The sequence below is a fragment of the Streptomyces sp. Inha503 genome (genome assembly GCF_047215865.1).
Classification (GTDB): domain Bacteria; phylum Actinomycetota; class Actinomycetes; order Streptomycetales; family Streptomycetaceae; genus Streptomyces; species Streptomyces lycopersici.
Genome location: NZ_CP178360.1, coordinates 5,910,166 through 5,926,646, shown reverse-complemented (window position 1 = coordinate 5,926,646; position 16,481 = coordinate 5,910,166). Strand labels below are relative to the sequence as shown.

Annotated in this window: 19 protein-coding genes; 17 read left to right on the top strand and 2 right to left on the bottom strand. The window is 71.5% G+C overall.

Translation table 11 applies throughout. The features are described 5' to 3' along the window. The first annotated feature begins 99 nt into the window (after positions 1 to 99). From ACJX2R_RS24245 to ACJX2R_RS24225, 5 genes are all read left to right on the top strand, one after another. Positions 100 to 828, top strand: a complete 729-nt coding sequence (locus ACJX2R_RS24245; protein ID WP_413101847.1) for a DNA-binding response regulator — start codon at positions 100 to 102, stop codon at positions 826 to 828. Between the two features lie 115 nt (positions 829 to 943). Then, entirely contained in the window at positions 944 to 1,753 is an 810-nt protein-coding gene (locus tag ACJX2R_RS24240; protein WP_413101846.1) for a LuxR family transcriptional regulator, read from the top strand. A gap of 156 nt (positions 1,754 to 1,909) precedes the next feature. Next, on the top strand, positions 1,910 to 2,653 hold the full coding sequence (locus ACJX2R_RS24235; RefSeq protein WP_413105943.1) for a thioesterase II family protein: 744 nt from the start codon (positions 1,910 to 1,912) through the stop codon (positions 2,651 to 2,653). A 4-nt stretch (positions 2,654 to 2,657) separates the two neighbouring features. After that, positions 2,658 to 3,386: an IclR family transcriptional regulator gene (locus ACJX2R_RS24230; RefSeq protein WP_262699249.1), complete on the top strand. Its 729-nt coding sequence runs from the start codon at positions 2,658 to 2,660 to the stop codon at positions 3,384 to 3,386. Positions 3,387 to 3,471: 85 nt separating this feature from the next. Beyond that, a complete protein-coding gene (locus tag ACJX2R_RS24225; RefSeq protein WP_413101845.1) occupies positions 3,472 to 5,340 on the top strand; it encodes a BTAD domain-containing putative transcriptional regulator in 1,869 nt (622 codons plus the stop codon). A gap of 139 nt (positions 5,341 to 5,479) precedes the next feature. Here the strand turns inward: ACJX2R_RS24225 and ACJX2R_RS24220 are convergent, their stop codons facing one another. After that, complete coding sequence (locus ACJX2R_RS24220; protein ID WP_413101844.1) at positions 5,480 to 5,755, bottom strand: hypothetical protein; 276 nt, start codon at positions 5,753 to 5,755, stop codon at positions 5,480 to 5,482. A 139-nt stretch (positions 5,756 to 5,894) separates the two neighbouring features. Beyond that, the gene (locus tag ACJX2R_RS24215; RefSeq protein ID WP_413101843.1) at positions 5,895 to 6,392 is read right to left on the bottom strand and encodes a hypothetical protein; all 498 of its coding nucleotides are present in this window, start codon (positions 6,390 to 6,392) and stop codon (positions 5,895 to 5,897) included. Positions 6,393 to 6,969: 577 nt separating this feature from the next. Between ACJX2R_RS24215 and ACJX2R_RS24210 the strand changes: the two genes are divergently transcribed. From ACJX2R_RS24210 to ACJX2R_RS24155, 12 genes are all read left to right on the top strand, one after another. Continuing rightward, entirely contained in the window at positions 6,970 to 7,221 is a 252-nt protein-coding gene (locus ACJX2R_RS24210; protein ID WP_014061562.1) for an acyl carrier protein, read from the top strand. Between the two features lie 55 nt (positions 7,222 to 7,276). Beyond that, positions 7,277 to 8,518 carry a beta-ketoacyl-[acyl-carrier-protein] synthase family protein gene (locus tag ACJX2R_RS24205; protein ID WP_413101842.1) on the top strand — a complete coding sequence of 414 codons (1,242 nt, stop codon included), beginning with the start codon at positions 7,277 to 7,279 and terminating at the stop codon, positions 8,516 to 8,518. Beyond that, positions 8,515 to 9,648 (top strand): beta-ketoacyl-[acyl-carrier-protein] synthase family protein, encoded by a 1,134-nt coding sequence (locus tag ACJX2R_RS24200; protein ID WP_413101841.1) that lies wholly within the window; start codon positions 8,515 to 8,517, stop codon positions 9,646 to 9,648. The genes ACJX2R_RS24205 and ACJX2R_RS24200 overlap by 4 nt, the downstream gene beginning before the upstream one ends. After that, the gene (locus ACJX2R_RS24195) at positions 9,645 to 10,589 is read left to right on the top strand and encodes a beta-ketoacyl synthase N-terminal-like domain-containing protein (RefSeq protein ID WP_413101840.1); all 945 of its coding nucleotides are present in this window, start codon (positions 9,645 to 9,647) and stop codon (positions 10,587 to 10,589) included. Before ACJX2R_RS24200 ends, ACJX2R_RS24195 begins: the two co-directional genes overlap by 4 nt. Before the next feature lie 89 nt (positions 10,590 to 10,678). After that, complete coding sequence (locus ACJX2R_RS24190) at positions 10,679 to 11,512, top strand: alpha/beta fold hydrolase (protein WP_413101839.1); 834 nt, start codon at positions 10,679 to 10,681, stop codon at positions 11,510 to 11,512. Then, a complete protein-coding gene (locus tag ACJX2R_RS24185; RefSeq protein WP_413101838.1) occupies positions 11,509 to 12,528 on the top strand; it encodes a hypothetical protein in 1,020 nt (339 codons plus the stop codon). Before ACJX2R_RS24190 ends, ACJX2R_RS24185 begins: the two co-directional genes overlap by 4 nt. Positions 12,529 to 12,559: 31 nt before the next feature. Continuing rightward, positions 12,560 to 13,687 (top strand): beta-ketoacyl synthase N-terminal-like domain-containing protein, encoded by a 1,128-nt coding sequence (locus ACJX2R_RS24180; RefSeq protein WP_413101837.1) that lies wholly within the window; start codon positions 12,560 to 12,562, stop codon positions 13,685 to 13,687. A gap of 8 nt (positions 13,688 to 13,695) precedes the next feature. Continuing rightward, positions 13,696 to 14,118 carry a 3-hydroxyacyl-ACP dehydratase FabZ family protein gene (locus tag ACJX2R_RS24175; RefSeq protein ID WP_413101836.1) on the top strand — a complete coding sequence of 141 codons (423 nt, stop codon included), beginning with the start codon at positions 13,696 to 13,698 and terminating at the stop codon, positions 14,116 to 14,118. Beyond that, a complete protein-coding gene (locus ACJX2R_RS24170) occupies positions 14,118 to 14,630 on the top strand; it encodes a 3-hydroxyacyl-ACP dehydratase FabZ family protein (protein WP_413101835.1) in 513 nt (170 codons plus the stop codon). Before ACJX2R_RS24175 ends, ACJX2R_RS24170 begins: the two co-directional genes overlap by 1 nt. Before the next feature lie 56 nt (positions 14,631 to 14,686). Continuing rightward, entirely contained in the window at positions 14,687 to 15,433 is a 747-nt protein-coding gene (gene fabG / locus ACJX2R_RS24165) for a 3-oxoacyl-[acyl-carrier-protein] reductase (RefSeq protein ID WP_413101834.1), read from the top strand. Positions 15,434 to 15,459: 26 nt separating this feature from the next. Next, positions 15,460 to 16,173 carry a 2-hydroxychromene-2-carboxylate isomerase gene (locus ACJX2R_RS24160; protein WP_262699236.1) on the top strand — a complete coding sequence of 238 codons (714 nt, stop codon included), beginning with the start codon at positions 15,460 to 15,462 and terminating at the stop codon, positions 16,171 to 16,173. A 96-nt stretch (positions 16,174 to 16,269) separates the two neighbouring features. After that, the gene (locus tag ACJX2R_RS24155) at positions 16,270 to 16,476 is read left to right on the top strand and encodes an MbtH family protein (protein WP_014061551.1); all 207 of its coding nucleotides are present in this window, start codon (positions 16,270 to 16,272) and stop codon (positions 16,474 to 16,476) included. Positions 16,477 to 16,481: the final 5 nt, after the last annotated feature.

Sequence of the window (16,481 nt, the reverse complement as noted above, 5' to 3'; positions counted from 1 at the left end):
ACAGGTTTGGCGATGGCGCCTGTTTCCGCGAGAGCGGGGGAACCGGCGGCGATAGGCGTGGCTTCGGGGCCCGGAGGTCCCGAACCGGGGCGTGACGGTGTGGTGCAGGCACTGCTCCAGGCCCGTAAATTGATCGAATCGACGGTGAATCTGCACCGCCGCACCGTGGCCCGGCACGCCGTGGTGACGATGAAGGGGAATGACGCGGCCGTCGGACACGCCGTGGAGGGGCTCGTCGACCGGGCCCGGCACGGCATCAGCATCGCGCTCCCCGCCGGCGGCGACCGGGCCGAGATCATGGTGTCGGCGCTGCGTCGGCTGACCGGTCCTGGCCATGAGCGCATTCCGGTGCGGCTGCTGTGCACTCCTGACGCGCTCGCCGACCCCGCGACCCGGGCCGCCGTGGAAAGCGGTGTGAACACGCAGGTCAAGGTGGTCGACGCGGTCATGGAGATGCTGATCGTGGACGGCAGCGTGGCCATGGTCCGGTCCTCCGTGGAGCGCGGGGGAGGGGACGTGGTGTCGGTCATCGAGGACACGGCGTCCGTCCGGGCCCTGGATCTGCTGTTCGCCGGTGCGTGGTCGGGCGCGGTGCGCCTCGCGGAGCACCGCTGGATCAGCGAGCGGCTGCGGACCGAGTCCGCCCGGCGCATCCTGGAGCGGCTCTGCAAGGGTTACACCGACGATGTCGCGGCCCGTGAGGTCGAGGTGTCGTTACGCACCTACCGGCGCCATGTCGCGGAGATCATGCGGGCGTTGGGGGCCAGTTCCCGGTTCCAGGCGGGGGTGCGGGCGGTCGAGCTGGGCCTGCTGTCGACGGCCGACTGACCCGGGGAGCGACGCGGTGCGTGCCGTGCCGTGTCGATGGGCGGACACGAGTGGGTGTTCCGCGGTTGATACGCGATGACGAACTCACGCGGGGGTGAGTGGTGTGCCATCCGGGGTGCCCGAGAGCTCTTCGGGCAGCAGCCGTCGAGAGGTCGACCTCGTTCCGGTCGAGGCCGCCGATGAATTCGAACGGGAGCTGCTGGAAGTCAGCGCGCTCCTCGCGTCCACGGTGGACAGACGCCGCAATCAGCTGCACCGCGACTCCATGGTGGACGTCATCGACACCCATGAGGACGCCGTCGAGACGGCGGCGCGGCTGGTCACGGACGCGGCCAAGCAGGTCGACGTGGTGCTCGCCGCGGAGCCCGCGTACTCCGAGGCGGTCCACGGCGCCCTGACCGCGCTGCTGTCCGGTACGGGGCGTAAGACCTCCCGGGTGCGGCTGCTGTGCACGCCCTCGACGCTCGACTGGCGGTTCGTCTCGGCGCATGCCGCCGAACCGCGGGTACGGACCCGGGTGGCCCGGATCCCCGCGCTGGTGGCCGTGATCGCCGACGATGAGCACGCGCTGGTGTGCGCCGCGTCGGTGTCCGGCCGCCGGGCCTCGGTGGTCCGCGCCCCCGGTGTCATCCAGCCACTGGTCGCGCTGTTCGACGGGGTATGGCGCAACGCGGTCGAGGTCTCCGACCGCATCGAATTCGGTGACAAGACGCGTGCGGATATCGCACAGCAGATACTCGAGCGGCTGCGGGCCGGGGTGACCGACGAGGTCGCGGCTCGGGAACTCGCGATGTCCGTGCGCACCTACCGAAGATATGTCGCGGAGATCATGGCATTGCTCGGGGCGAATTCACGATTTCAGGCCGGGGTGCGCGCCGCGGAACTCGGTCTGCTCATCTCGCAATCCGCCGGCGAGCGGCGGTGACAGCCATCGCATTCTTTTCAGCGGCCCCATGGCAGCTTCATGACCGGCCGTTGCCCGGTGCATCGGGGCGCGGCTAGAACTGGCCGCAAGGAATGCGGGCGGGTCACCAGGGCGACGGGGGATCGGCCGACGATGACGAGGAGGTGCGTGGAGAAGATGGCCGTCGGCATCGACAGCAAGTGGTTCCGCAGATACGGGACCGGGGCGGCGCCGCGCAGGCGGCTGGTCTGCCTGCCGCACGCGGGGGGATCCGCCGGGTTCTTCCACGGCTGGGGGACCGCCTTCGACTACGGGGTGGAAGTGCTCGCCACGCGTTATCCGGGCCGTCAGGAGCGGCTCGCAGAGCCGGGCATCGACCGCATCGAGGATCTCGCGGACGAGGTCACCGCGGCCCTGCTGCCCTTCGCGGACGTGCCGTTGACCTTCTTCGGCCACAGCATGGGCGCGTCCGTGGGGTACGAGGTCGCGCTGCGGCTGGAGAGCCGGCACGGCATCCGCCCCCAGGCGCTCTTCGTCTCCAGCCGGAAGGCCCCGCACGAGCTGACGCCCCGGACCACCTACCTGGACGGCGACGAGGCGCTGCTGGAGGAGGTGCGGGGGCTCGGCGGCACCGACGGCGAGCTGCTGGACGACCCGGATCTGCGCGAGGTGGTGCTGCCCGCGCTCCGGGCGGACTTCAAGGCGGTCGGTACGTACGGCCCCCGTACCGCGGTGCCGGTCGGCTGCCCGGTGGTGGCCCATGTCGGGGACGGCGACCCGCACATCACCGCGCAGGACATGGCCGCCTGGGGCGAGGTGGCACCGGCGGGCTTCGAACTGCGGGTGCTGCCGGGGAACCACTTCTACCTGGTGGAGCAGCGCGACGCCGTCGTCCGCGCGCTCGCCGAGCATCTGGGCTGAGTCCATGGCCCACTCGACGATGACCTCACCGCCGCCGATGAGCGGAGTGGGCGTGCTCGACAAGGCGTCGCTGCTGCTCGGCGTGTTGGAGAGCGGCCCCGCCACGCTGGCCCGGCTGGTCTCCGACACCGGTCTGAAACGGCCCACCGTGCACCGGCTGGTGGTGGCCCTGGAGCGGCTGAGGCTGGTCGCCCGCGACGGGCAGGGGCGCTTCGCCCTCGGCCCCCGGCTGGGCGACATGGTCGTCGAGGCGCGCCAGGACCGGCTGAAGGTCCAGGCGGGCCCGGTGCTGGCGCAGGTGAGCGCCCGGACCGGGACGAGCGCCCGGCTCCACCGGCGCCGCGGCCGGATGCGGATCTGTGTGGCCTCCTCCGAGGTGCTGGGCGGTGAGCCGATGCCGGTGGGCACCGCGTTTCCCATGAAGTCCGGGGCGGTGGCCCAGGTGCTGCTCGCGTGGGAGGAGCCCGAGGTGCTGTACGAGGCGCTGCGCGGGGCCCGGTTCAGCGCGGCCATGCTCTCCGGCGTACGACGGCGGGGCTGGGCCCAGAGCGTCGGGGGCTGGGAGCCGGACATGGCGACCGTATCGGCGCCGGTGCGCTCCCCGGAGGGGCGGGTGATCGCGGCGGTGTCGCTCTCCGGGCCGATCAGCCGGGTGAGCCGCAATCCGGGGCACCAGCTGGGCTGTGAGGCGATCGACGCGGCGGTGCGGATCACCGAGTTGTCAGGTTGCTGACGTCCCGCGGACGGCGGGGCGGGGTGGGACGAACGAGGGCGGGGGTGGTCGGACCGAACGACACCGAGGCCGTGGGGAGGCAGCTGTGCGGCAGGTGGAGTTCGGAATCCTCGGGCCGGTGGAGGTGCGCGTGGACGGGCTGCTGCTGCCCGTCGAAGGCGCCAAACAGCGGACCGTGCTGGCCGCTCTGCTGCTGTCCGGCGGCCGGGTGGTCTCGGACGACCGGCTCAGCGAGCTGCTGTGGGGACGCAATCCGCCGGTCACGATGACCGCGCAGCTCTACACCCATATCTCGCGGCTGCGGAAGCGCTGCGCCCCCTGGCTCCAGCTGGCCCGCCGGGGCCCGGGGTACGCCATGGACCACAGCGGGGCCCGGTTCGACTGGGAGGAGTTCCAGCGCCTCGCCGAGCAGGGGCGCGGTGAACTCTCCGACGGCCGCTACGGGGACGCCGCCGAGCGGCTGCACACCGCCCTGGCGCTGTGGCGGGGGCCCGCCCTGTCGGATGTGACCGGCTTCCTGGAGGAGACGGAGCTGCCGCGGCTGGAGGAGGCCCGGATCAGCGCGGTGGAGCACCGCATCGAGGCGGAGCTGGCGCTTGGCCGACACGCCCGGTCGGTACCCGAACTGACCCGGCTGGTGGCCGAGCATCCGCTCCGGGAGGGCCTGCGCGGACAGTTGATGACCGCCCTGTACCGGTGTGACCGGCGGGCGGACGCGCTGGCGGTCTACGAGCGCGGTCGGCGGGTGCTGCGCGACGAGCTCGGGATGGACCCCGGCGCGGGGCTGCGCCACGTCCACCACGGGGTGCTGCGCGGCGATCTGCCCGGCCCCGCCGCCCCGGAGCCGGTCCGGGTGCGGCTGCACAAGGCGGGACGGGCGGACGTCCCCGGGGCCGAGCCGATGGCCGGGGACATCTGGGCCGGTCTGATGCCCGCCATGCTGCCGACCGACATCGCCGATCTGAGCGGGCGCGCCGAGCAGCTCGCGATCGTGTCGGACGGGCTGCGAGCTCCCGGGCGCGGCGGGGCGACGGTGCTGACCGGAGCTCCGGGGACGGGCACCTCGGCGCTGGCGGTGCACGCCGCGCACCGGTGCCGCGGGGACTTTCCGCACGGGCAGCTGTACGCCGACCTGAGGGAGGAGGACGGCGGGCCCAAGGATCCGCTGGATGTGCTCGGCTGGTTCCTGCGGGCGCTCGGCGTCGGCCATCACGATCTGCCCGCCGCCCTGGACGAACGGGCGCAGCTGTACCGCAGCAGGCTGGCCGGCCGCCGGGCGCTGGTGGTGCTGGACAACGCGGTCGAGGACCGGCAGGTGCGCCCGCTGCTGGTGAACGGCGACGGCTGCCGCACGCTGATCACCGGTCACTCCTCGCTCGCCTCGGTGGAGGGGGTGCGCCTGGTGCGGCTCGATCCGCTGGACGCCGCGGAGGGGCGGCTGCTGCTGGCGGCACTCGCGGGTCCCGGGAGGGTGGCGGCGGAGCCGGACGCGGCCGACCGGATCGTGGCGCGGTGCGACGGGCTCCCCCTGGCGCTGCGGATCTGCGCGGCGCGGCTGGCGGCCTATCCGCAGTGGCGGCTGGCGCATCTGGCGGACCGGCTGGCGCCCGCGGAGCGGCGGCTGGGCGAGCTGTCCCTGGGCAGTCTCGATGTGCGGACGACCCTGAGCCGCTGTCACGCCCGGCTGGCGCCGACGGCCCGGTACGCGTTCCGGGCGCTGGCGTACCGGGACGGGGGCTCCGCGTTCACGGCGCGTCAGGCGGCCGTGGAGCTGCGGTGGCCGGAGGGGCGGGCCGAGGACGTACTGGAGTCGATCTCGGAGGTCCGCCTGCTGGACGTCATCGCCGACGGGGACCAACTGCGGTACCGGTACCGCCCATTGGTGTGGCTGTTCGCCCGTGAGCAGCGGGGCCGCGGACCGGGGCCGCAGTCACCGCCGGGCGGTACGGGCTGATCCGGCCGGGCCCCGGGCGGTCCTCGGCAGCCCGGGGCCCGGCCGGTCCGGCTCAGGACGCCTCGCGTCGGCCGGTCCGGCTCAGGACGCCTCGCGTCGGCCGGTCCGGCTCAGGACGCCCCGCCCCGGCCGGTCCGGCTCAGGACGGCTCGGGCGGGTCCGCGATGGTGCTGTGGACGGCGTTGATGAGCATGGCCACCAGGCTGGCCCAGCGGGCGCCCGCGTCGCTCATCAGCGACTGCCGGGGCCCGATGTATTCGGCGTACTCCGTGCGGTGCGGGTCGAGCGCCAGCTCCCTGACGACCGCGGCGAACTCCGCCGGATCGCCCAGGTCCCGGCGTTCCAGGTGCTGGAGCCAGGCCGTGAAATCGAGTTCCACTCCGGCCGGAATCTCAGTGGTCGATACGTTTTCCACTGCACCTCCCTGGTTTGTGCGGACCGTCAGCCATGTCCGCGGGACCAGCATGGAATGCCCGCCTATGGCCGTCCTATTCCAGTGTCGGTCCGTGACTATAGGCCGGTGATAGACGGACCGGTCGGCCTACGGCGTTCGGCTAGACGCGGGGGAAACGGGCCTGGAGATTCCAGATGGCGGGGTTGTCCGCGAGCTCGTCGTGCAGATCCGTCAGATCCGCGATCAGATCGTGCAGGAAGTCCCTGGCCTCGCGGCGCAGTGCGGCATGGGAGAAATTCAGCGGTGGATCCGTGGCCGGTGCCCAGTCGGCGGTGATGTCCACCCATCCGAAGCGCCGTTCGAAGCGCAACCGGTCGGTGGATTCGGTGAAGTCCAGTTCCGCGTGGACGGGGGTGGCGGAGCGGCTGCCGCGCGGATCCTTGTCGAGCAGTTCGACGATGTCGCACAGCGCCCAGGCGAAGTCCAGCACCGGCACCCATCCCCAGGCCGTGGACAGTTCGCGGCCGGTTGATGTGTCCGTCAGGTGGACATCGCCGCAGAACAGGTCGTGGCGCAGGGCCTGAACGGGGGCGCCCCGGTAGTCCGTCTGCGAAGGGTCCGGGAAGCGGTGGGAGAGGGAGTAGCCGAGCTCGATCACCGACCGATGGTGTCATGGCGTCCCGCCGGCCCGCGGCGGGGGCGGGCCTTGCGCTGGCACCTTCCTGTTAGCGCCATTGTGGAAGATCAACGGGTTCGGATAGAAATCCAGTCAGTTGACGGAACACCCCGTGTCCGCGAAGTGGACGGCGGGAGATCCGACTCCGGCGGTGGTCATCCCCCGAACGACCGCCGGTGCCTCCCTCCGGCGCGCCCGCGGTGCTCCGCGCACTCGCCGCGGCATGCCGGGAGGAGGAGGTCAGGGGCTCGGACCCAGCCTGCGAACCAGCCATGGGACCGGGCCCCTGACCAGGGGATGGCGGCGGACGGGAACGATTCGCTGGCAGCTTCCTGTACCGGCTGTTGCGCGGTACCGGCCGCGCGGATAGTTCTGGTGGGAAGCGCCGATAAATAACCGCCGATGAGCGGGAATCCGGGTAGCGGGCAGGTCTGCCGACCGGGATGTGGCAGCTTTATGCAGTGGGCATTGCGCGGTATCGCGGGGTGCCATAGAAAGATCCGAGTCCAAAATGGAAACGGCCCGTGAGCCGGCCTTGTTCGAAAGTGGGGGATCCATCATGAGTTCGGTGCATGAGGAGCGTGTGCAGAAGATCAAGGAGATCGTCTGCGACGTTCTGGAGATCGAAGAGGACGAGGTTACCGAGACCAGCCTCTTCAAGGAGGACCACTCGGCTGACTCGCTGCGTTCCATCGAAATTCTCGCGAATCTCGAGAAGGAATTCCACGTCACCATCGACCAGTCGGAACTCCCCCGGATGGTGCACCTCAAGGGCGTCTACGAGGTAGTCGCCGAGTCCGCCGGCTGGTAAAGCGGCGCTTTCGTACCTGCGGACACGGCCGGAACAGCGGACTTAAGGGGTCGGGATGGCGGAGTCGGGGCATGCGAGCCCGCGAAGAGTGGTGATCACCGGTCTCGGTGTGGTCTCCAGTATCGGTATGGGCGTCGAGGAGTTCCGGCGGGGACTGCGCGCCGGAAGCAGCGGGGCCAAGCCGATCACGGTGTTCGACGTCGAGGGGTTCGACCACGCGAACGGCTGTGAGGTGGAGGATTTCGACCCCGAGCGGTGGATACGCCACCTCGCGGTCGAACACCTCGGCCGGGCGACGCAGTACTCGGTCGCCGCGGCCCGGATGGCGATCGAGGACGCGGGGGTTTCCATCGCCGACTGGCGGTCGCTGCCGGGTCTGATCTCCATCGGGACCACCGACGGTGAATCGAGGGACCTGGACCACCTGGTCGAGGCCGAGATCACCCACGGTCCCGAGCACATGTCGCCCGAACTCGCCCGCCGCGTTCCGGCCGGCCGTCTGTCGGCGGCCATCGCGCAGGAGCTCCAGCTGTCCGATGTGGAGGCGGTCACGATTCCGACCGCCTGCGCGGCCGGCAACTACGCCCTGGGCTACGGCTATGACGCGGTCCGCTCCGGGGACGCGGAGTACGCGCTGTGCGGTGGCGCCGACGCGATGTGCCGCAAGACGTTCTCCGGTTTCTACCGGCTGGGCACCATCGCGCCGGACCGGTGCCGCCCGTTCGACGTCGACCGCAAGGGCATCCTCACCGGTGAGGGCGCCGGGGTGCTTGTCCTGGAGAGCCTGGAGTCCGCGCTGGCCCGTGGCGCCCGGATCTACGCCGAGGTGCTCGGGTACGGCCTGAACTGCGACGCCTACCACCAGGTGGCGCCGAACCAGGACAGCGTCGGCCGGTGCATGCAGCTGGCACTGGAGAACGCCGGGGTCAAGGCCGACCAGGTGGACCTCATCTCCGCCCACGGCACCGGCACCAAGGCCAACGACGTCACCGAGGCACGCGCCATCCGCGAGGTCTTCGGCAGCCGTCCTCCCAGGACCATCTCGATGAAGTCGATGATCGGCCACACCATGGGCGCCGCCAGCGCGCTGTCGGCCATCGGCTGTGCCCTGGCGATCACCGAGAAGTTCATTCCGCCGACCATCAACCACACCACCACCGACCCCGAGTGCGATGTGGACTGCGTGCCCAATGTGGCGATCGAGGCGGAGCTGAAGGTCGTACAGAACAACGGCCTGGCCTTCGGCGGCAACAACGCGGTGGTGCTGCTCGGCCAGTACGACGAGGTGCCGGTATGAGCTGGGCGGTGACCGGCATGGGGGCCGTGGCCGGGCTGGGCGGGGATGTCGACGAGCTCTTCCGCAACCTGTGCGCGGGTCGCTCCGGAGTGGCCGAGCTGCGCGGCTTCGACCACGCCCGGCACACGGCCCGCCACGCGTACGAGGTGGACAACCGCCCCGCGCCCGGGGTGGACGTCACCCGGCGGGCGACCGGACTGCTGCTGGACGCGGTCGGTCAGGCGGTCCGCGACGCGGGCCTCGACGACAGCGATCTGAGCGGGGTGCCGGTCCTGGTCGGCACCGGGCTGCGCGAACTGCGCTCGGTGGAGCTGTGGCGCACCCAGGGCGCCGAATTCCCGGCCTCCCAGCTCCACTTCGGCACCGCGCTGCGCGAGGCGTTCGGCGCCGATGACACCCACACCCTGTCCAACGCCTGCTCGGCCGGGCTGTACGCCCTGGCGCTGGGCGTGGACCTGCTGGCGCAGGGGGCGGACACGGTGGTCGTGGCCGGGGTCGATGTGCTCACCGAGACCATGTACGGCCTGCTGGAGCGGGTACAGCCGGTGCCCCCGACCCGGGTGCGGCCGTTCGACCGCGACCGGGACGGCGTCCTGATGGGCGAGGGCGCGGCGGCGGTCGTGCTCAGCCGGGTCCCCGGCGGGCGTCCGGTGCACGGCCTGGTCCGGGATGTCGCGGTCAACTGCGACGCCTTCCATGTGACGGCGCCGGACCCGGTCGGTATCGCCGAAGCGATCAGGGAGGCGCATGCCCGGGGCGGGGTGAAGCCCGCGGACATCGACCTGTTGATGGTGCACGGCACCGGGACGCTGCTCAACGACGAGGCGGAGGCGACCGCGCTCGCGGACGTCTTCGGTCCGGACCGGGACAAGCCCCTGGTGACCGCCACCAAGTCGATGACCGGGCACACCTCCGGGGCCTCCGGGCTGCTCAATCTGGTGGTCACCCTTCGCTGTCTCGCCGAGGGGCTGGTGCCGCCGACCGTGGGCCTGGACGACCCGGTGGACGAGGCGGCCGGATTCCGCTTCGTCACCGGAGAGGCGGCCCAACGGCCGCTGACCGTGGCGCAGTTGAACGCATTCGGCTTCGGCGGCATCAACGCCGTCGCGATCCTGGAGGCGGCCCGATGACCGTGGTGGTGAGCGGGGTCGGCGTGGTGCTGCCCCGCGCGAGGTCGGCACCGGAGCTGATGGCACCGGCGGCGGACGCCCCGCCCGTCGAGCCGAAGGACCTGGTCGGCCGGAAGGGCCTGCGGTACAAGGACCGGGCCACCCAACTCGCCTACTGCGCGGCCGACGCCGCCCTGCGCGACGCCGGTCTGCTGGACGACGGGGGGTTGCGCGTCCCCGGCGGAAGCGTCGCGATGGTCGCGAGCTCCAACTACGGCAATCTCGACACCATCTGCCGGGCGATCGACACCATCGCCGAGCACACGGCGGCGGCGGGCAGCGCCATGGACCTGCCGAACGCCTCGAGCAATGTCATCGCCTCCTCCGTCGCCATCCGCTTCGGGCTGCGCGGCCCCAACCTGATGCTGTGCAACGGCGCCACCTCCGGGCTGGACGCCGTCCACTGGGCGGCCACGCTGATCCGCGGCGGCCGGGCCTCCCGGGCGCTGGTCCTCGGCGTCGAACCCGACAACGAGTCCGTGCGCGCCTTCACCGGCGGTTCGCGGACCATCGACGGGGCGGCGGCGCTGGTGGTGGAGAGCGAGGAATCGGCCGCCGAACGGGGAGCGAACGCGCCGGCCGTCCTCGGCACTTACGTCCGGGGCGCCGGACTGGACCGCTGTCTGGAACGGCTGGCCAGGACGACCGGCGACCGCCCGGCCCTGTGGCAGCTGCCCGAACGGCGTACGGCCGCCGTGCCGGACACCCTGCTGGAGGGCGTACCCCGGCACGATCTGGGCGAGGCCTTCGGCCTGGGCTCGGGCGCGCTGGGAGTGCTTCAGTGCGCCGCGGCCGTCGGCTGGTTCGCCCAGGGCGGAGCCGGTCCGGTGTACGCCACCGCGGGCACCGACGCCGACGACGCCAGTGCGGGTATCGCGCTGCGCGGGCGGGCAGCGGCCTGATGTCCGCCGGTGACCGTCTCGTGCGGGGACCCGCCCGGGAGGGCGGTGGGCCCGTCGAGGCGTCCGCGCGGGGCGACAAGGAGAGCCCCGTGGTCGTGACCCGGCGTGCCCCGGGCGACCCCCGGCGGGGCGGGGTGCTCTTCCTGCACGGACTGTCCAACAGCAGCACGGTGTGGGACGCCTGCGTCGAGCACGGCCGGCGGGCCGGCGGGCCCGAGATGTGGGCCGCCGACCTGCCCTGGCGGGGCCGGAGCGTCGCCGGGTGGAGCGCCCGGGGCGATCTCGTGCCGTATACCGGCGACGCCCTGCGCGCGGTGCCGGGCGGCGCCGATGTGGTGGTCGCCCACTCGATGGGCGCGAACGTCCTGATGGAGTTCCTGAGCCGCCGGATCGAGGGGGGCCTGGACCCGTTCACCGAGTTCGGCATCCACGGCCTGGTGCTGGTGGCCCCGTTCTACCGGCGTACGGCCGAGGAGTTCGACTGGGCGAGCCTGGCGCACTCCGTGGACAACATGGCCCCGCTGATCGCCGAGGGCATCCGGGTGCACGCCGGGGACCGGGTCCCTCCGGCGGCCCGCCGCCACCTCGCCGAGCGCATCCGGGACTGGGTCGGCCCCTATGGCTGGATGCGGTTCTTCGAGATCTATCTGCGTACCCCCGCCCTGCGGCTGGGAGGGTTCACCGTGCCGTGTCTCGTCCTCGCCGGTGCGGACGACTTCGCCGCGCCGCCGGCCGAGGGCCGCGCGCTCGCGGACGGCCTCCCGGACGCCGAGTTCCGTCTGCTGCCCGACTGCGGGCACTTCCTGATGATCGAGCGGGCCCGGCAGTTCGCCACCCTGCTCGACCGCTTCGTCAGCACCTGTTCGGCCGTCCGTCCGCACGGCGGTCCCGGCCCCGGATTCCCATGGGAGCACGATCGATGACCACAGTGGCCGAAGGCGCCGTCAAGAGGCTGCTCACCAGCGAGACGACCGCGTCGCTGCGCACCCGGTACGAGGGCTCCAACATCTGCACCTGGATCGGGTTCAAGCACATCAACTACCTGGTCGAGGAGGCCATCCTCTGCCACTTCGCCGATGCGGACCTCCCGGCGCGGGCGCTGTACGCCGAACACGGCCTCGGGGTGGACGTCATCGACCTCGACACCCGGATCCTGCACGCCCTCTACATGGACGAGACGGTTCAGGCGCGGGTGGTGCCGACGGCCGGGGACGACGACTCCTTCATCTCCTTCACGGTGTCCCTGCACGCCGACCGGGACGGCGCGGACACCAAGGTGGTGGGCGCCAACGCCAAGGTGGTGCTGCGCTCGGACAGCTATGTCGAGACGGCCGGTGAACCGCCCGCCGAGCTCGCCCGGTTCGTCACCGACCGGCTGAGCACCCCCGGCGCCGTCGCCCCCGAGCCGCCGGAGCTGACCGGCACGGACCTCACGGCCGTCACCACCTCGCTGTCGGCCGGCCGCGGCACCTCCGGCCCCGACCCGGTGCTCGACCTGCTGACCTCGGGGAAGAACGCGTTCGGCTGGAAGTGGCGGATCCCCTACCCGTACTGCCACTTCTCCGAGCGGCTCCAGATGTCCAGCTACCTGCGGCAGATGGAGGAGGTCGTGGACCTCTTCCTCGCCGACCGGGGCATCTCGGTGAAGACCCTGCTGGACGAGCGCCGGTGGATCCCCGCCTGCCCGCACTCCCGGATCCAGATCCTGGACGAGGCGCTGATGGAGGAGGACCTCTACACGGTCTACACCGTCGAGAACGTCTTCAAGGACTTCACCTACACCTCCCGCATGGACTGCTACGTGGTGCGCGACGGCAGGCTGCTGCCGACCGCGACCGGCAAGGTCACCCATGGCTACGCCCTGATCGAGAACCGGCGGGACTGGAACCTGATCAACTTCGACGAGCGCGTCTCCAAGGCGCTGCGCGGCGAATCCTGACCGACGACGGCGACGGAGCGACGGAGCAGACATGAGTGGCGGCACAGCTCTTGTGAATCGACCGGTCATCACGGCCTGGTCGGCGGTATCGCCCTTCGGGATCGGCCGGGCGGCCTTCACCGAGGGGATCAGGGAACGCCGGCCCGCGGCGGCCGAGCTCGACGACGAGCGGTGGCAGGCGGCCGGGGACCGCGCCTGTCTGGTGCCCGACTTCGACCTGCGTACGGTGCTCGGGAAGAAGGGGGTCCGCTCGATGGACCGGGTGACCGGCCTCGCGGTCACCACGGTCGCCCGGCTGCTCGACGACGCGCCGCGCAACCGGTGGGTGGCCACCGGCGAGGACGCCGCCCTCGTCCTGGGCACCACCACCGGCAGTGTGCAGAGCCAGATGGACTTCACCCGGGACTCGCTCACCGGGGAGAAGCCGTATCTGGTGGACCCGGCGCGCTTTCCCAACGCCGTGATGAACTGCGCCGCGGGGCAGAGCGCGATCTGGCACCAGCTCAAGGGGCCGAACACCACGATCGCCGGTGGCCACGCGGCGGGGCTGTACGCCCTCAACTACGCGCGCCGGCTGCTCACCTTCGGCCGGGCCAGGACCGTGCTGTGCGGTGCGGTCGAGGAGTTCTCGCACGCCCGCTCCTGGCTGGAGCGGCACGCGCACCGGCCGGGCACCGAGGGGCCCGCGCAACTGCCCGGTGAGGGCTGCGGACTGCTGCTGGTGGAGCAGCACGGCCCCGGCGCGCGGGACGACGCCGAGCAGCCGGTGCTGGCGGAGATCCTCGCGGTGGAGATGGGCATCGCCCTGGACGGCGGGGTCCGCCCCGCGCTGGCCGCCTGTCTGCGCCGGGCCCTGGACCGCGCGGGGGTGCGCCCGGAGGAGATCTGGGCGGTCTCCACCAGTGAGGCGCCCGGCCCGTCCGGGGAGCAGGAGCGGGCCGCCGTGGCGGAGGCCGCCGAGGGAGCGGACCCCGTCCACCTCACCCAGGCCGCGCTCATCGGGGACACCGGAGCCGCGGCGGCGGCGTTCCAGATCGCCGGAGTGCTGGTGCACGCCGAAACCACCCCCGAGGCCGCCGGCCGGGTGGCGCTGGTGACCTCCGTCGACCGTGATGGCGCGGTCGGCTGCGCCCTGCTGCGCCTGGCCGGTCCGCGATGACCGGGGCGATGACCGGAACCGTCGAAACGTCGGCTCGGCCGAGCAGTCCGATCGCCGCGCGGGTGGAGGTCGTCCGTCCGGCCGCCGCCGACAGCCGGGGCAAGGTACGTGCGGTGACGGCCGTCACGGTGGGCGAGGACGAGGCGGTCTTCCCCGGGCACTACCCGGGCTTCCCCATCTTCCCCGGGGTCTGCGTGATCGAGTGCGTGCACCTCAGCGGTCTGCGGACCCCTCCGCCGGGCGCGGCCGGTCTGGAACTGGTGGCGGTGGAGAGCACACGGTTCCTCAGGCCGGTCTTCCCGGGCGACCGGCTGGAGGTGGAGCTGATGTGGACCGCTGGGTCCGGGGCGTGGCGGTGCGCCGCCAAGGTGGCCACCGAGCGCGGTGCCGCCGCCCAGGTCAGACTGCGGTTCACGGCGGAGGAGGCGTGATGATCGGTCAGTTCGAGATCAGAAAGGTGCTGCCGCACCGGTTCCCGATGCTGCTGCTGGACCGGGTGACCGAAGTGGTCCCCGGGCAGCGGGTCACCGCCGTGAAGGCTGTGACCTGCAATGAGCCCTGGTACCAGGGGCTCGGACCGGACGCGGCGGCGGAGGCCTACGCCTATCCGCGGGTGCTGCTGCTGGAGTCCTGGTGCCAGTCGGCGGGGCTGCTGGCCACCTGGGAGTCGCCGGATCCCGATGTGCTCGAGGGCCAGGTCATGCTCTTCGGAAGCGTGTCCGGGGTCGAGTACCACCGGCCGGTGCTGCCGGGGGACGTACTGGAACACCGGGCGTCCATCACCCGGGTGGTGGACGACACCGTGATCATCGAGGGCGGTTCCACGGTGGCCGGTGAGCCCGCTCTGACGGTCGGCCTCGCGGTGCTGGCCTTCCGCCCGGCGGGGGAGCTGCGGCCCCAGGACCCCGACCCCGACCCCGCCTCCGCCCCCGCCCTCGCCTGACCCCCGGCCACAGACATCCGGTCCCACGCGGCCGGCCGAATCGCTTTGGAGAACCAATGGCAGAGAACGCATCCCGGGTGGCGCTGGTCACCGGCGGTTCACGGGGAATCGGCCGGGCGACGGTGGAGCGTCTGGCACGGGACGGCTTCGATGTCGCCTTCTGCTACCAGTCGAACGAGGCGGCCGCCCTGGAGCTGGAGAAAGAGGTCACCGAGACCGGGGTACGGGTACTCAGCCGCAGGGTCGACGTCCGTGACGCCGAGGCGGTGCGCGCGCTGGTCGCGGAGACCGAGCAGACGCTGGGTCCGATCGACGCGGCCGTGACCGCCGCCGGTATCACCCGTGACAACCCCCTGCTGCTGATGAAGGACGACGAATGGCATGACGTGCTGGACGTCAACCTCGACGGGGTCTACCACGTCTGCCGCTCCGTGGTGTTCGGCATGATGAAGCGGAAGAGCGGGGTGATCGTCAACATCTCCTCGGTCGCCGGTGTGTACGGCAACGCCACCCAGTCCAACTACTCGGCCTCCAAGGCCGGGATCATCGGGTTCTCCCGGGCCCTGGCCAAGGAGGCCGGGCGGTACGGGATCCGCGCCAATGTCGTCGCCCCGGGGTTCATCGACACCGACATGACCTCCGTACTCACCGGCCAGGTGAAGGACAAGGCGCTGGAGTCGGTGCCGCTCGGGCGGCTGGGGCGGGCCGATGAGGTCGCCGACCTCGTCTCGTACCTCGTCTCGGACCGTGCGGCCTATGTCACGGGCTCCGTCGTCCAGATCGACGGCGGCATCACCATCTAGCTTCGCTCCGAACCCAGGAGGTTTCGTTGGCCGTCAAACCACCGCGCTGGTATTTCTCACTCCGCAGCCCCTATTCCTGGCTCGCCTACCGTGAACTCACCGAGAACGCGCCCGATGTGGCGGACGCGATCGAATGGCGCCCGTACTGGGAGCCGGACGAGGTGAGCGAGCGCATGCTGGCCGACGCCGGGATCCACCTCCCCTATGTCGCGATGTCGAAGGAGAAGCACTTCTACATCCTCCAGGACATCAAGCGGGCGACCATCGAGCGTGGTCTGTCGGTGGCCTGGCCGATCGACACCGCGCCCAACTGGGACGTTTCCCATCTCGCCTATCTGGTCGCCGAGGACGCCGGCCGCGGGCGGGACTTCATCGACGCCGTGTACCGGGCCCGCTGGGAGAACGGCATCGACATCTCCGAACGCGCCACCATGGCCGCGATCGGCCATGAACTCGGCCTCGACCCCGATGCGTTGGCCGGTGCGGCCGACGATCCGGAGATCCGCAGGCGGGGCATCGAGGCGCTGCGGGCGGTGGACCGCGACGGAGTGTTCGGAGTGCCGTTCTTCATCCACCGGCACGACAAGTTCTGGGGACTGGACCGGCTCTCGGGTTTTGTCGCGAGCGTCCGTGCCAAGACCCGGACCGCCGTCGTGGAACAGCGGGAGAACGACCGCGGGGTCGAGCCCGCCCTGCTCGTCCCGGCCGGTGACGCCGGCCACGCCGGTGGCTGCGGCTGACCGGGCCCGCTCGCAAAGACCTGACGGGCCCGACAGACCCGATAGCCCCGATAGACCCGATAGGCCCAATAGACCCGCCAGAAAGGCGATCACGCGATGAGCAACCCCTTCGAGGACGAGAACGGCAGCTACTACGTGCTGGTCAACGACGAGCGGCAGCACTCGCTGTGGCCGGCCTTCGCGGAGGTACCCGCGGGCTGGACCGTCGTCCACGGCCAGGACAACCGCCAGGCGTGCCTGGACTACATCAACGAGAACTGGACCGACATGCGGCCCAAGAGCCTGATCGAGGCGATGGGCTGACGCCC

What these genes read in the sequence shown, in the direction of transcription:
- ACJX2R_RS24230 (WP_262699249.1), top strand. Translation starts at nt 2,658, where the DNA reads ATGGCCCACTCGACGATGACCTCACCGCCGCCGATGAGCGGAGTGGGC.
- ACJX2R_RS24175 (WP_413101836.1), top strand. Translation starts at nt 13,696, where the DNA reads ATGACCGGAACCGTCGAAACGTCGGCTCGGCCGAGCAGTCCGATCGCC.
- ACJX2R_RS24200 (WP_413101841.1), top strand. Translation starts at nt 8,515, where the DNA reads ATGAGCTGGGCGGTGACCGGCATGGGGGCCGTGGCCGGGCTGGGCGGG.
- ACJX2R_RS24155 (WP_014061551.1), top strand. Translation starts at nt 16,270, where the DNA reads ATGAGCAACCCCTTCGAGGACGAGAACGGCAGCTACTACGTGCTGGTC.
- ACJX2R_RS24195 (WP_413101840.1), top strand. Translation starts at nt 9,645, where the DNA reads ATGACCGTGGTGGTGAGCGGGGTCGGCGTGGTGCTGCCCCGCGCGAGG.
- ACJX2R_RS24185 (WP_413101838.1), top strand. Translation starts at nt 11,509, where the DNA reads ATGACCACAGTGGCCGAAGGCGCCGTCAAGAGGCTGCTCACCAGCGAG.
- ACJX2R_RS24170 (WP_413101835.1), top strand. Translation starts at nt 14,118, where the DNA reads ATGATCGGTCAGTTCGAGATCAGAAAGGTGCTGCCGCACCGGTTCCCG.
- fabG (WP_413101834.1), top strand. Translation starts at nt 14,687, where the DNA reads ATGGCAGAGAACGCATCCCGGGTGGCGCTGGTCACCGGCGGTTCACGG.
- ACJX2R_RS24205 (WP_413101842.1), top strand. Translation starts at nt 7,277, where the DNA reads ATGGCGGAGTCGGGGCATGCGAGCCCGCGAAGAGTGGTGATCACCGGT.
- ACJX2R_RS24210 (WP_014061562.1), top strand. Translation starts at nt 6,970, where the DNA reads ATGAGTTCGGTGCATGAGGAGCGTGTGCAGAAGATCAAGGAGATCGTC.
- ACJX2R_RS24235 (WP_413105943.1), top strand. Translation starts at nt 1,910, where the DNA reads ATGGCCGTCGGCATCGACAGCAAGTGGTTCCGCAGATACGGGACCGGG.
- ACJX2R_RS24180 (WP_413101837.1), top strand. Translation starts at nt 12,560, where the DNA reads ATGAGTGGCGGCACAGCTCTTGTGAATCGACCGGTCATCACGGCCTGG.